Source organism: Lactobacillus sp. ESL0246 (genome assembly GCF_003692965.1).
Classification (GTDB): domain Bacteria; phylum Bacillota; class Bacilli; order Lactobacillales; family Lactobacillaceae; genus Lactobacillus.
Window position 1 is genome coordinate 1 of record NZ_REHC01000003.1, and the last position, 14456, is coordinate 14456.

General features: G+C 34.4%; 15 protein-coding genes. 14 read left to right on the plus strand and 1 reads right to left on the minus strand.

Annotated features, from left to right (window positions below):
- The 12 genes from F5ESL0246_RS08320 to F5ESL0246_RS00765 all read left to right on the plus strand — a co-directional run.
- The coding region (locus tag F5ESL0246_RS08320) for a hypothetical protein (protein ID WP_233555745.1) at nucleotides 1–269 on the plus strand (269 nt) is incomplete at its 5' end.
- Between the two features lie 80 nt (nucleotides 270–349).
- Nucleotides 350–1255, plus strand: coding sequence for a WxL domain-containing protein (locus F5ESL0246_RS00715; RefSeq protein ID WP_122017645.1), 906 nt, complete (start codon nucleotides 350–352; stop codon nucleotides 1253–1255).
- 435 nt (nucleotides 1256–1690) lie between these two features.
- Nucleotides 1691–2671 (plus strand): ribose-phosphate pyrophosphokinase, encoded by a 981-nt coding sequence (locus tag F5ESL0246_RS00720; protein WP_122017646.1) that lies wholly within the window; start codon nucleotides 1691–1693, stop codon nucleotides 2669–2671.
- Between the two features lie 131 nt (nucleotides 2672–2802).
- A complete protein-coding gene (locus tag F5ESL0246_RS00725) occupies nucleotides 2803–3486 on the plus strand; it encodes a TetR/AcrR family transcriptional regulator (RefSeq protein ID WP_122017647.1) in 684 nt (227 codons plus the stop codon).
- An 11-nt stretch (nucleotides 3487–3497) separates the two neighbouring features.
- Complete coding sequence (locus F5ESL0246_RS00730) at nucleotides 3498–4331, plus strand: hypothetical protein (RefSeq protein ID WP_122017648.1); 834 nt, start codon at nucleotides 3498–3500, stop codon at nucleotides 4329–4331.
- 25 nt (nucleotides 4332–4356) lie between these two features.
- The gene (locus tag F5ESL0246_RS00735) at nucleotides 4357–4830 is read left to right on the plus strand and encodes a nucleoside 2-deoxyribosyltransferase (RefSeq protein WP_122017649.1); all 474 of its coding nucleotides are present in this window, start codon (nucleotides 4357–4359) and stop codon (nucleotides 4828–4830) included.
- Nucleotides 4831–5084: 254 nt separating this feature from the next.
- Nucleotides 5085–6170 carry a D-alanine--D-alanine ligase family protein gene (locus F5ESL0246_RS00740; protein WP_122017650.1) on the plus strand — a complete coding sequence of 362 codons (1086 nt, stop codon included), beginning with the start codon at nucleotides 5085–5087 and terminating at the stop codon, nucleotides 6168–6170.
- A 27-nt stretch (nucleotides 6171–6197) separates the two neighbouring features.
- A complete protein-coding gene (locus tag F5ESL0246_RS00745; protein WP_122017651.1) occupies nucleotides 6198–6932 on the plus strand; it encodes a transcriptional regulator in 735 nt (244 codons plus the stop codon).
- An 88-nt stretch (nucleotides 6933–7020) separates the two neighbouring features.
- A complete protein-coding gene (locus tag F5ESL0246_RS00750; protein ID WP_122017652.1) occupies nucleotides 7021–8136 on the plus strand; it encodes a YibE/F family protein in 1116 nt (371 codons plus the stop codon).
- Nucleotides 8133–8903, plus strand: coding sequence for a YibE/F family protein (locus F5ESL0246_RS00755; RefSeq protein WP_122017653.1), 771 nt, complete (start codon nucleotides 8133–8135; stop codon nucleotides 8901–8903). Before F5ESL0246_RS00750 ends, F5ESL0246_RS00755 begins: the two co-directional genes overlap by 4 nt.
- On the plus strand, nucleotides 8890–9711 hold the full coding sequence (locus tag F5ESL0246_RS00760) for an alpha/beta hydrolase (RefSeq protein ID WP_122017654.1): 822 nt from the start codon (nucleotides 8890–8892) through the stop codon (nucleotides 9709–9711). The genes F5ESL0246_RS00755 and F5ESL0246_RS00760 overlap by 14 nt, the downstream gene beginning before the upstream one ends.
- 71 nt (nucleotides 9712–9782) lie before the next feature.
- Complete coding sequence (locus F5ESL0246_RS00765; protein WP_122017655.1) at nucleotides 9783–10076, plus strand: hypothetical protein; 294 nt, start codon at nucleotides 9783–9785, stop codon at nucleotides 10074–10076.
- 113 nt (nucleotides 10077–10189) lie between these two features.
- Here the strand turns inward: F5ESL0246_RS00765 and F5ESL0246_RS00770 are convergent, their stop codons facing one another.
- Nucleotides 10190–10543, minus strand: a complete 354-nt coding sequence (locus F5ESL0246_RS00770; protein ID WP_122017656.1) for an aggregation promoting factor surface protein — start codon at nucleotides 10541–10543, stop codon at nucleotides 10190–10192.
- 177 nt (nucleotides 10544–10720) lie between these two features.
- Between F5ESL0246_RS00770 and F5ESL0246_RS00775 the strand changes: the two genes are divergently transcribed.
- Entirely contained in the window at nucleotides 10721–13255 is a 2535-nt protein-coding gene (locus F5ESL0246_RS00775; RefSeq protein WP_122017657.1) for a M1 family metallopeptidase, read from the plus strand.
- A gap of 443 nt (nucleotides 13256–13698) precedes the next feature.
- Nucleotides 13699–13926, plus strand: coding sequence for a hypothetical protein (locus F5ESL0246_RS00780; protein WP_122017658.1), 228 nt, complete (start codon nucleotides 13699–13701; stop codon nucleotides 13924–13926).
- Nucleotides 13927–14456: the final 530 nt, after the last annotated feature.

Here is a 14456-nt window from a genome sequence, read left to right on the forward strand (position 1 = left end):
CTGTATGCCACGATTATTTGCGGGGTTTTACTGGTGTTAAGTCTCGGCGGTTTAATTTGGACTTTCATGCTTCGGCCGCGCTAGTTTTTAACTATAAAGGAGGTGGTGTCATTTTGAAAGCATTGATCGCAAAATTTTCCTATCGCCGCGTGCAGTGGTTTTGGTTAGGATTATCGATTCTCTTAGCAATTGCCTTTGCGACGTGTCTGTACTTTACCATCAAAACCTATCACGATTTCAATACTTGGAAGATGATCAATCTTTATTAATTAGTAAACAATCGTTGGATAATCATTGCAAGATGATTAGTTGTGTATGAAAAATCTGAATTTGAAGGAGGAACTTCAAGATGAAATTAACTAAAATAGCCAGTTTGGTAATGACAAGTGCTACGGTCTTGTCGACCGTAGCGGCTGCTACTCCAGCCATTATTCAAGCTAAAACCCAAGAAGGTAATAAAACTATGAACGGTGGTAAAGCCTTACCAGATACCAATCATAGTACGGTAGGAATAGGCTTTAGCCAGGACCAAGACGCCAAGCCAGATCCTAATAAGCACCATGATGATGATGGCGTCGGATACTTACGTTTACAATACGTGCCCGCAGTGCTGGACTTTGGTAGTCATACCAAGTTTAATCCCGCTGCTCCGATCTTTACAGCAGCTGGTAAAAATTTAAATAACTCCGGCAATGATTCCGCAACCAGCAAGGGATATGCCGGGGCAGATAACCAGACCCCAAAGCTTACTACCACTAATCCTAATTTAAGTGGTGTTAATGGCAAGACTTGGGTAACAGTAGTTGATAAGCAAGATAGCCGTACAGACACTGATGATAAGAATAATAAAATTACAGGAGATTGGCAATTAAGCGTCAAAGCCGATGGCCCGCTGACCACTGGCAAAGACGCTGATGCTAAAACAATTGCTGGGGCTACGTTGGCTTTTAGCAATACTGCAGCTGCCGCAGCAGGATACGTTTTTGGCTTAACGGGAAGTGTTGCAGATAAAGGATATGAACCCGCCTATGCACCACTATCTCCTACAGCAACAAAGAAATTGACGGTTAATTTAGCTGCCGACAGTACTGCAGTTCAGGTTGGAACTGCACCAATAGGTTCTAGTAATGGTGGTGCTTTCGTTTTTGCTTGGGATCCAAGTGATATTCAATTAGCTTTACCAACAGATGCCAATATCGTAAAGGGAACATATACGACCTCACTAACTTGGACTTTATCCACGGGAATTAAGTAAACGTAAGATTGTGTATTTTGTCAAGATACTTACTAACTAACAATTAAGTGATATATCTTTGCACTAATACCTATAAGTTTTGTCTGATTTTCTTAAATTAAAGTTTAAGGAAATTCTGGTAGAAGTTTGTTGTTAGGCAACAATAATAATGATTTTATAAAAGGTGCTCAAGCATAAAGCTTGAGCATCTTTTTTTGTTTAATTAGGATTATAAAAAGGCAGTAGACAACTTTGAGGTTACTCATTTGTTGCTAAAATAGCTTTAATAACATAACAAAACTAAATTTGAGTCTTGTTTTCTTATCTAATCAAATAACAAATTAATTAATGAAAAAAGAGACCAGCTTTTTGATTCATTTTACCCATTTCCTAGGCACTAGGCACTTTTTTAGTTATAATAGACTAAATAGATGGTATTTTTATAAAGAGGTAGTTATGAACAAAGAAGAAATTCTTCAATTGATGCACCCAATGAAATTAATTGGGTTAAGTGGAAACCCGGTTTTGAATGAAAAGATTGCTACAATTTTGAAAAAGCCGTTAATTGAAACCGCCGTTCAACATTTTAGTGATGGTGAAATTCAGGTTAATATTGGTGAAAGTGTCAGAGGGTGCGATGTTTTCGTTATTCAATCAATTCAAGATCCTGTAAATGAAAACTTTATGGAATTAGAAATTGTTTTGGATGCCCTTCATCGAGCATCTGCACATCGCATTAATGTTGTTGTACCGTATTTGGCATATTCACGTTCTGACACTAAGACACGTTCACGTGAACCAATTACTGGTAAGTTAGTTGCCAATCTGCTTCAAATTACTGGAATGGATCACTTAATTGCACTTGATTTGCATGCCGCCCAAATTCAAGGTTTCTATAATGTTCCGGTTGATCATTTGCATGCAATGCCACTGTTAGCGCAATATTTTATTGATAATGGAATTGCGACTACAGATGATGATGATATTGTAGTTGTTTCGCCTGATCACTCAGGGGCTAAGTTGGCCCGAAATTTTGGTCAAATATTTGATGCTCCAATTGCAATTGTTGATCAACGTCGGGCACGTTATGACACAGATGTTCATGATGTGATCGGCAATGTTAAAAATAAGAAATGTATTATAGTTGATGATTTAATAGACACCGGATCAAGAATTTCTTCCTCAACTAAGTCGGTAATGGCTGCAGGGGCTAAAAAAGTTTATGTTGCTTCAACACATGCGTTACTTTCACAGAATGCAACTGAAGTTTTAAACGAATTGCCAATTGAACAAATTGTCGTTACTGATACTATTAAGCATAATCATTACCCAGATAGAATGGTTCGAATTTCGGTTGATTTATTGTTAGCTCGTGGAATTAATTATGTTTATAATGATCGTTCTATGCACTTGCTGAGTGAAAGTGAATTGAAATAATGCACAGACGGTTATTTATTACTATAATATAAAGCGACTATATTGTTGAAGTTATATTGGTATCTTTTTGTTTATTTATTTTATATCATTGGTATAATTAAAAAGAAATGTATAGGAAGAGAAGAACCACTATGGCAAGACGAAAAAATTATAAAAGGCGAAGAATTATTTTAAGGAATACTTTTCAATTGATCAGGAAAAATGGAATGGATAATGTTTCTTTTCAAATGATTGCAGAAAAGTCAGGAATTTCTAAGTCACTTTTACAGTCATACTATCCACATAAAGCTAAGCTGACAGATGATATAATTAGAAATATACTTAATACTTTAGATGCACAAGTAAGAAGTATTTATGATGCTGAAAGTGGTCATATTGGGGCACGAACCAAAGCATTTATTTATACAGTTGCAATGTTAGGCATTTATGATAATGGTCTTAAGCGGATTATTACTGAAGTTTTTAGTAGCAATGAGACTCTTGATAATTGGTTGCAGATTCTAGCAAGCTGGATTAAGGAAAAACAAATCTTTGATGAAACTACATTTGACTTAAATGAAGTTCAATGTGGCTTAGCTTTTGTTATTACTGGAGTTGGACGACTATATAATAATAGTAAGAGATTTGCGCTTTCTGCAGAACAAATGGCTGATTATGCTACTGGTTCATTAATGTATAGTTTCTTACACTGTACACAAAAGCAAATTACTGAAAGTCTTAATGATGGGCACAAGATTATTGCTGCAGTTGATATAAAATCAATTCACCATGAAATTGATACCATGTTTGATGAAGGCAAAGATATTGTTTGTTAGAAGGGAAAGATATGGCAAATGGCGCGCGAACTAATTTGCGCAAACCAACTGGACAAGATCAGAAAATTAACTATAAGAAGATTATGTCCTTTATAATTTTTATAATTGTAACGTTAGTAATGGTTACTATCACTTTTCTTAATCCTTTTTTTATGAAAGGGCAACTTAGGAACAATAATAATGAAGTTGTCGTTGTTAGACAGGTCAATAAGCATTTCGATGTACTGGCCGAAACAATTGGAGCCAATAAAAATGGTAATGCAAATTTATTAACTACAAAGCAAACTCAGCCAATTGCCGATCATATTATTGATTATGCTTTAGGATTTCCTTGGTTTAAAGTTAGTAATAGAAGGCTTGCAGAGCAGATACTGAAAGATATTGATTCAAATATTGACCAAGGCTCATCAAGCGATGCGCAATTAGTGCGGTTGAAATTAAATAAATTAGGAGATAATGCACCTTATGAGGTAGCGGATGCCTTTAATTTGAGTACTGTTACTTTAGGCGGAAATATTGCTTTTGGCTTATTGTTTATGAATTCTATTTTAATTGTGATGGCAGTTATTAGCTTTCGTTCCATAATTAAAGAAATAAGTGCAATAATGACTTCTAAGCAATTAACGCATATCATTACGGCAGCAGTAATGTGGGCTGGTTTTTGGTTGATTCTTATTTCTGGTATGATGGCCCTCGTACCAGTAATTTTTAATGTTGAAGGGTTAGCAGTTTTAGGCTATGTGTTAGAAATTAGTAGCGGTATTTTCTTGGACTTTGTAATTGTGGGAGTAATTATTTACATTTTAAGCGCAATTCCATGGGAAATTAGTTCACCTAATAATTAGCCAATTATATTTAAAGGAAATAATCATGAAAATTTATTTTGCCAATGCTCTATTCTCACAAGCAGAAATTAATTATAACGCGCAGTTAGCAGCTAAAATTCGGCAGTTAAGTGATGCGATCGATTTATATTTACCACAAGAAAACAATGAAATTAATGATAAGCAGGCTTATGCTGATTCAAAAATGATTGCCTTGGCGGATACTAAAAAACTAATTCAAAGTGATTTAGTGGTAGCAATTTTAGATGGTAATACTATTGATAATGGTGTTGCTAGCGAGATTGGAGTTGCTTATGCTAAAGAAATACCAATTGTGGGATTATATACGGATACTCGTCAGCAAGGTAGTGACAATAAGCAGAAGCTATCTGCCTTAAGTCAGATAGCTGAAAATCAATTTCATTATGTTAATTTATATACGACCGGTTTAATTAAATTGAATGGTACAATAGTGAATAGTGAAGCAGATTTATTAGCCGCTGTTGCCAAGTACTTATAATAATTAGATGTTCGATGAAATTTGCTCTATCATAGATAAACAAGTTTATTTTGAAAGTATAGCGTTAATATTTAATAACAAAGATAAAAACATTTAAAATGTAGAAGAACAGAGTTAAGATATCTGTTCTTTTTATTTAAAGAAAATTTGCTACTAATGGGAAAAATATTTCTAAAATTCGAAAAAATAGCGTTCTTAAGTAAGTTATTGCCGTATAATTAAGCAGTTAGAATAATAACTAAGAGGTAAAAATGATGAGTAAGAAAACACAAGTTGGTCTTATTTTTGGTGGAAATTCATCTGAATATGAAGTTTCAATTATGTCAGGCCATAATATATATAATGCAATTGACAAAAGAAAATTTGATGTACACCCGATTTGGGTTACCAATGATGGCTATATTGCCAATGAACAAGATTCGCTGAAAGTATTAGAAAATCCACACTATACGGTAAAAAATCCCCATCAAGTTAATAATATTTCTAATTTGAATTCATTAGCCGAGCTACCTGAAATTGACGTCTTCTTTCCCATAGTACACGGAAATCTGGGCGAAGATGGTAGTTTACAAGGACTATTTCGGATTTTAGATAAGCCGTTTGTCGGTGATGATGTCTTAGCCTCTGCGGTAACAATGGATAAAGAGTTCACCAAAATTTTGGCTCAACGTGCTGGCGTGGCAGTGGCTGATTGGATTGCAATCAAACGTTTTGAATATCAGGAAGAAGATAATTGGAAGCAAGATTATGATAAAATCAGCGCTAAATTAGGTAATGATTTATTTGTTAAGCCGTCTAATCAGGGCTCATCTGTAGGTGTTCATCACGTAACCAATAAAGAAGAATTTGACGCTGCCTTAGCCGATGCATTTCGGTATGATGACAAGGTATTAATTGAAGAAACAATTCACGGAACTGAAGTTGAAACAGCTGTATTGGGTAATGACCAGCCAATAGTTTCTGGTGTCGGTCAGATTATTAATGCTGAAGGCACATTCTATAGCTACGAAAACAAGTATGATGATGATTCAACTACTGCTTTGCAAATACCAGCAAATTTACCTGATAATATTATCAAGCAAGTTAAAGCAAATGCTTTAAAGGTTTATCAAGTAACTGAATGTAGTGGTATGGCACGTGTTGATTCTACTTTGCGTGCGAGTGACCAGAAAATCATTTTAACAGAAGTTAATGCCTTACCAGGTTTTACTAACATTAGTATGTACCCTAAGCTGTTTGAAGAAGCCGGAATAGCATATACAGATTTAATTACTCGATTAATTGAATACGCTCAACAGAGATATGCACATAAAAAAACGTTGCTACATAAAATAGGCTAATTAGATTGTGCTAGGGAGTAATAATTTATGGCTAGTGATAAGCATAATTTTGAAGAATTAACGGCGCCGGCTGCGACTGCAAAAAAATTGCATGTTAGTGTTGCTACATTACGAAAGTATTCACTAATTGTTGAAAGAGTCACCGGTCGCCCCGATTATTATCCAAGAACTAAGCAGAAGGCTCGATTATATAGCAAGCAAGATGTTCAGGACTTACAAGATTTTCATAAATTGGCTCAAGAAAATGGGCTGACCCTGCAAGAAGCAGCTCAACAAATATTTGCGGTTAGTGCGCAAAATCAAAATTCAATCGGTGGAATTGATTCTCATAATCAGGAAACAATGACTGCACCACAGACAATGAAATTGCTTAATGCATTGCAACAGACAATTATGCAGCAGAATACGGCGCTCAAAGATTTACAAGAACAAATGAATCGAATTGAGGCCCAAAATAAAGAGTTGTTAGAAAAGTCGAATAAGCAGGAGCACGATTTGACTGCTTATTTACCTGATATTTCTGGCATTGTAGATAATGACTTGGATGATCAAAAAGATCCTGAATCCATAACAGTAGCCGAAAAGAGGTCACAGATTATTCACGATCAACATAAATCAAGTGAGCAAGTTCACGAAGAAATTCTAGCTAAAGCTCAAGAAAATGCTCAAAAGAGTTCTACATCTAATGAATATCGCACCTTAGCCGATATGCAAGTGGAACCCGAAAAGAGTCACTGGTGGCAACGATTTATTAATCTATAACTGAAAATGATCAATTCTTTTAGATAAACTTAACTAGTGTGTGACTACTTATGAGTTAAAGTAAGAAGAATAGATATGGAGGCTGACATTGAAAAAAATTAAGCAACGCTATCTTTTAGCAGTAATTGTTGGTTTCATTGGACTTATTTTAACTGCATGCACATACTTTGCTACCGAAATTTATCATCGAAATGATGTAGCTTTAATTACTGATACTACTATTAAAGATACTTTAGTAGAGAAGAGTAAAGATGTTTATGACAACAAGGATGAGACTCGAAAGCAAATTTTACATCTAAAAATTTTATCTGGTAAATACAAGAATAAAAAATTTACAGCAACTAATCTTTACTACCCATCACAACTAGTAACCCAGAAGTATCGTTGCAGACAGCGAGTTTTTGTTAGTATTAAAAATGGAGATCTTACTATTCAAAATCCAAAACGAGATTGGGTTATTGTTCTTGCTTTAACGGTAATGATTACCTTAATGATTGCTATCTCTGGCAAGCAGGCAGTAGGGTTAATTTTATCCATGACACTTAGCTGGGTACTGTTTTATATAGTTATTCTGCTAGATATTAAATTAAATGGTGCTTATGTTGTCTTATTATTCGGTTTAGCGGATGTAATTTTTTCCTTCTTTAGCTTGCTAATAGTTCAAGGGCTCAATCGAAAAATGTTGGTTACATGGTTAGCTACATTATTAGGAGTTTTTGTTTCGTTTGCACTTTGTTATTTGATCATGCGCTTGACTGGGGAATCTGAAATCAAATATGAAACGGGTGACTATGCGACCCAAGATCCACGAGGAATTTTTCTTGCACAAACTTTATTGGGGATTTTAGGCGCAGTGATGGATGAGGCAACTGATATTATTTCTAGTTTATATGAGTTAATTCAAACTAAAAAAGAGCTAACGGCTAAGCAATTAATTATAAGTGGCCGAACCATGGGACAGGAAATAATGGGGCCATTGATTAATGTTTTAGTTTTAATTTTTATGTCTGAAGCATTGCCATTAACGATTATTTATTTGCGTGATAACAATAGTTTAAGTTCAACTTTTGGCTTTACATTATCACTTGGCGTTACTCAAAGTGTAGTTTCTGCTATTGGAATTGTGTTAACCGTTGTTTTTGCAACAGGATGCAGTTTGTTATTTTTAAAAAATGATTGGTGGAAAGCGAGTGATCAAAAATGAGTACACTAGTTGCTTTGTTAATTGTTTTAGCATTATTAATGACAATAATTGGTGGAGAAACGGGAATTCGCAGTTTTTTTAGTGTTTTAATTAATACTTTATTATTGATTTTACTGGCACTACTAATTTCTTGGGGAATTAATATTCCAATTTTAATTTTGATTTTTATACCACTTAAGTTAGTTACAATTATCTTTTTAGGCACTCATGATTATCAAGTAGCTAAAAATTCATTTTATTCGGCATTATGTATTTGTCTTGCAGTTAGTGGCTTGATTTTAGTTTTTGAATGGTTGGCACAGGCTGCTGGACTCGGTCCCGAAGCTGGTGAAATACTGGTTGGTTTATCACAGATGCCAGGCTTGAGCTACCCATTAATTGCAGTTGCGGTAGCTATTTTCTCCTGTCTAGGTGCAGTTGCTGAAGCAGCAGTTGCCATGAGTTCGGGACTACTGGAAATCAAAAAGCATAATCCAATGATTACTCGCCAACAATTAGCGAATAGTGGTAGTAAAATCGGTAATGATGTTTTAGGGACAGCGATGAATACCATTTTATTTGGGATGTTCGGTAGCTTTTTATCATTATTTTTGTGGTACATTCGTTTAAATTACACAATTGGTGAAATTGTGAATGAAAAGATGTTTGTCAATGAGATTTTAGTTATAACATATTCACTAATTGGTGTATTATTAACAGTACCACTAACGACTGTTTTTTTAACAAGAAGCATGGTAAAGCACGAGGTAAAAAATGAAGGAAAATGAAATAGAATTAACTAATTTTAATGGGCGTAAATTTAAGATTCATCCCTATATGTTAGCTTCAATTGGTGATTTAGTTACTCCTCAACATCCTTTGGCTATCGTTATTCCAGGCGGTAGTTTTGATCATCTCTCTAAGCGAGAAGGCGAGCCAGTAGCATTAGCATTTAATAATTGCGGCTTTAACAGTGTCGTGATGGAGTATAATCTTGTCCAAGATGATGGAGATATCTATCCCGATGCGGGATTAGATGTTTTAACAACTGTAAAATATTTTCGCGATCATGCTAGTGATTACCAAATTGATCCAGAAAAGATTGTAACAATTGGTTTTTCAGCTGGTGGGCATGTTGCAAGTTTTGCTAATAGTATTGCTAATTCTTCTAAATATCAAAATGAATTTGGATTTAAGAGTAGTACAGTTTTACCAAATAAAACAATATTAGGTTATCCGTTAATCAATTTAGATAAGATTGGTTTTGCTATACCGGATGACGAAGAAGACAAGGTACCAGGAGATGAATTCGTCAAAGATAGTGCATTAGGTGTGACGCCCAAGACACCAGCGACATTTATTTTTCATGCTTGGGATGATCCAATTGTTTTAGTAACAAACACATTAGAATATCTGGATGCTTTACATAAAAATAAAGTTTCTTGTGAAGCTCATTTATTCAACCGTGGTGGTCATGGTTTTTCTTTAGGACGTGAAGATATGACAATTAAGGGTCGTGAATGGCAGGCTAATCCGCATGCTGCACACTGGTTTGAGTTAGCCCAAGAATGGCTTACAAGTGAGTGGTCAAAATAATCTTGAAGAAATAATAAATGTCAAGTTTTTCACGCACATATCTTGCTTTTTTTAAATGAAAGTATATAATTATGTATTTAAATCGAGAGAAAGGACATGATTTTTTGAAACTAGTTAAGATGAAATCTTTGACAGTAATTAATGGCTTGTTAACTTTGAGCAGTCTAATCATGTTATTCTTTGGATTGTGTAATCAAGTTAATGAGTCAGATTATTTATTAAACGATGAACAACTAATTGCCCGAACAGGTACCGACAATTTGATTGTTGTTATTGCAATTATTGCATTGATATTTTTTGGATTTGCATTTTTTGCAAGTTGGTTGAGTTCAAGTAAGGTACGTATAATGCGCTATAAAGCATAATTTAGTAGAAAATATGAAACAGCACACCATTTGGTGTGCTGTTTTTGTTTTAAATAAAAAATAGACTAGTTAATTACCAGTCTATTTTTTTAATTGGAGAATTGAGTAAATTTTTAGTACCAATGATGGATTATCCAAAAATTTTTAGCGTTAACCCAAGAACCATATCGACTGTATACGTAATTATCAGCTGTACGTTCTTGGTTTGCTGGAGAGTGATCGCCACCTAAATAAGCTAGGTTAAGTTGGTATTTGCCATAACAAACACCATTTTGAGCATCATATCTGCCACCTGATTCGTGGGTTGCAATCCACTTTTTAGCAGCACGTTCTCTTTTAGATAATTTCCGCGCTGCCTGAACAGTTTGAATGTTTTGGTTATTTGCTGTTTCAAAAATGCTGATAAAACTGAATGATAACGCAAGCGCGGCGATTAATTCATAAATAAGACTTTTACTTTTCTTCATTTTATTTTTCTTTAATTCCCCATAAATAGTTTAACTTATTATTCTTTATCATATTACATAATTAATGTGTCATTGCTGTTACAGAAAGAACACGCATGCCTTACAATCAAGTTTTAATGCTATTTACCTTTAGGTTTGGTAGAATTTACAATAACAATATTATTTAGGAGGTAGATTATGTCAGCAAAACATTTATACGAAGTTTTTCAGCCTGAGCATTATGATTTATATCTAGATATAAATCGTGAACAAAAAACAATTAAGGGGACCTCAACTATTACTGGTGAGGCCTTAGAAGAAACAATTTTTGTTAATCAAAAATATATGACAATCATGTCTGTAAAGAGTAACGACCAAGAATTGCCATTTACTGTTAGCGATGAAACTGAAACAATTAAGATTGACTTAGGTCATCTTGGTAAGACTACAGTTGAAATCACGTATACTGCCCCATTGACGGACACAATGATGGGAATATATCCTTCTTACTACATGATCAATGGTGTAAAGAAACAAATTATTGGAACACAATTTGAAACAACTGCGGCACGTCAAGCATTTCCATGTGTTGACGAACCCGAAGCTAAAGCAACTTTTTCTCTAGCTATTAAATATGATGAACATGATGGAGAAACGACATTAGCCAACATGCCGGAAATTAAAGTTGAAAATGGGGTTCACTACTTTGAAAAGACGGTTAAAATGTCCAGTTATTTGATTGCCTTTGCTTTTGGTGAATTACAATCAAAGGTAACGGAAACTAAAGATGGCGTTAAGGTAGGTGTTTTTGCTACCAAGGCTCATCAAGCTAAAGAATTGGACTTTGCGGTAGGTATTGCTAAACGTGCAATAGAATTTTACGAGGAGTTTTATCAGACTAAATATCCATTGCCTCATTCATGGCAATTAGCTTTACCAGATTTTTCAGCTGGGGCAATGGAAAACTGGGGCTTAATTACTTATCGTGAAGCAGCAGTCTTATTAGATCCAGATAATGCTACAGTTGATCAAAAAGCTTATGTAGCTACAGTTATCGCTCATGAATTAGCACATCAATGGTTTGGAGATTTAGTAACCATGAAGTGGTGGGACGATTTGTGGCTTAATGAAAGTTTTGCCAACATGATGGAATATGTTTCAGTAGATGCTTTAGAGCCTGAGTGGCATATTTGGGATAATACTTATCAAATTTCTGAAGTACCTGCGGCGTTAAAACGAGATGCAACCGATGGTGTCCAATCAGTTCATGTGGAAGTCGAACATCCGGCTGATATTGATTCGTTGTTTGATAGTGCAATCGTTTATGCTAAAGGTTCACGGATGTTGGTAATGGTTCGAGCTTTATTAGGTGACGATGCATTACGTAAGGGTCTGAAGTATTATTTTGATCAACATCAATTTGGCAATGCAACCGGTGACGATCTTTGGAGTGCTTTGTCGACAGCGACTAACTTGGATATTGGCAAGATTATGCACACTTGGCTTGATCAACCAGGTTATCCTGTTGTTAGTGCCGAGGTTAATCAAGCTGGACATTTGATTTTAAGCCAAAAGCAATTCTTTATTGGCGAAGGAAAAGATGCTCAAAGAACATGGGCTATTCCGTTAAATGCTAACTTTAAAGCACCGCAAATTATGACAAATAAACAAGTTGATCTTGGAAATTATAAGGAACTACGCGCTAGTGCCGGTCATGCTTTACGAATTAATGTGGGAAATAGTTCGCACTTTATCGTTAATTATGATCAAACATTAATGACCGATATTATGGCCAACTTTAACGAACTTAAAGCTGTTGATCAATTACAATTGTTACAAGATCTTGGACTTTTAGCAGAGGGTAACCAAATTTCTTATGCTGAAATAGTACCATTATTGGCAAAATTTGCTACGTCAAAATCTTATATTGTAATTAATGCACTGTTTAATGCAGCTCGTGAACTTCGCAAATTTACCACTACTGGTTCAGAGGAAGAAAAGAATTTAAAGCTTTTATATAATCTTTTATCAGAAAATAAAGTTGCAGCATTAGGCTGGCAGACGAAGCCAACTGATAGTTCTGATGATTTATTGATTAGACCATTGGAGCTATCTGCAGCCCTTTATGCTGGAAATTCAACGATTATTGAAGCCGGTCACCATATCTTTACTGCTAATGAGAACAGCTTAAGTAAAATAGAAGCCTCGATTCGACCATATGTTTTAATTAATGAAGTTAAGAATTATCATCGGTCAGGCTTAGTCGAACAATTAATCAATGAGTACCAAACTACGGTTGATCCATACTATAAGCGTGACTTGCTTGCAGCTATAACTAATTCACAGGATATAAGTGAAATTCAGCAGATTGTTGCAGCTTTTGAAAATTCAGACATTATTAAACCGCAAGATTTACGTTCTTGGTATTTCAATATCTTGTCTAATCCCAAAGGTGAACAAGCTGCTTGGGATTGGCTACGTAATCGTTGGTCTTGGCTTGAAGAAAAAGTGGGCGGAGATATGGAATTTACTACTTATATCACCGTTACTGCTCGTGTTTTCCATACTGCAAATAGATTGCAAGAATTTAGTGACTTCTTTGTTCCAAAGATTAATCAACCAGGCTTGGGTCGTGAAATTCAAATGGATACCAAAGTAATTGCTACTAGGGTAGATTTAATTAAACATGAACAAGCTGCAGTTAATCAAGCAATTAAAGCAGTTATTAAATAATTAATAATAAAAGCTTTTTGTCAAATTCTGTTGATGAAAATAGATCATGATAAAAAAATAAGCATTAGTCTATCTGACTTTTGCTTATTTTTTCGTCATTTCCTTAGGAACACAATTTTTTTAAAAAAAGAAATAAAAAAGCAATCCATTAGGGGATCAAGTAGTATAGGGAAAAAGCGCAATATTTTCTCGCACTTTTTTATTGGTCTAATTGTGAAATCTGCAAAAACTATAAAAACAAAAGTCCGCTTTGGCGGACTTTTTAAATGCTATACGGTTTTGATTTTACAAGTGTGCAAAATTTGATCATTTTAAGCTTTAGGGTTACAGGGGTTAAGCAACTACCTCAGATAATGCATTTATGTTAAGTTACAGGCGGTATAGCTAGTTTAAATCATGTTAACTATAATTAGTATAGTTAATAATTGGAGGAGAAAATATTTATGCTAGTGGGAGAATTGCTTAAAAAATATCGTACAGAAAAAATGAAAAAGCAAAAGCAATGGGTTGGTAATGTAATAAGTCCATCATTTTACGCTAAAGTCGAGAAAAATATTCATCGCATAACAGTGGATGATTTAATTGAATTGCTGCATTATAACAAAATTTCTGTTCTTAATTTCTTTAGTAAGTTGGATCGACAAGAACAAAGTCAAAATGCTTTTAAATAAAGAGATAACTAATCAAATAATTGAAGCATATTATCATCGTTCAAAAATAGTAGCATTTATTTATTTTGTAACATGTATAGCATTGCTTAGAACCTTTAGGAATCAACTATTTATGCTTTTTAAAGGAATACCGAACATTATAGTGATAATAGTATATGGTGCGATAACAGTCTTCTGTTTACCATTAGTTGAAAAATTGGTTGGGGCACTTTTTAGCAAAAGCTAAATTAAATAATTAGAGATGATTAACATGATAAAAAATATCGCGAAAAGCCTAAGGCACTACAAATAATTGAAACTGTTTATTACATAATTACAGCAGTAGTGTTCGGAACAATAGTCGGTCCTAGAGTATGGCCATTTTGGGCTAGTGTCTCTATATTTATAGTATTTGTATTATGTCTGGTAGTAGCAGTAGTCATACTTAATTGCCTTATAAAAATTACTGAACGCTTGTATTACAAAAATGGTAAATAGAAAAGTTACTAGTCAATTATAAGTATTATTAAAATAATTTAGACCACTAAGAT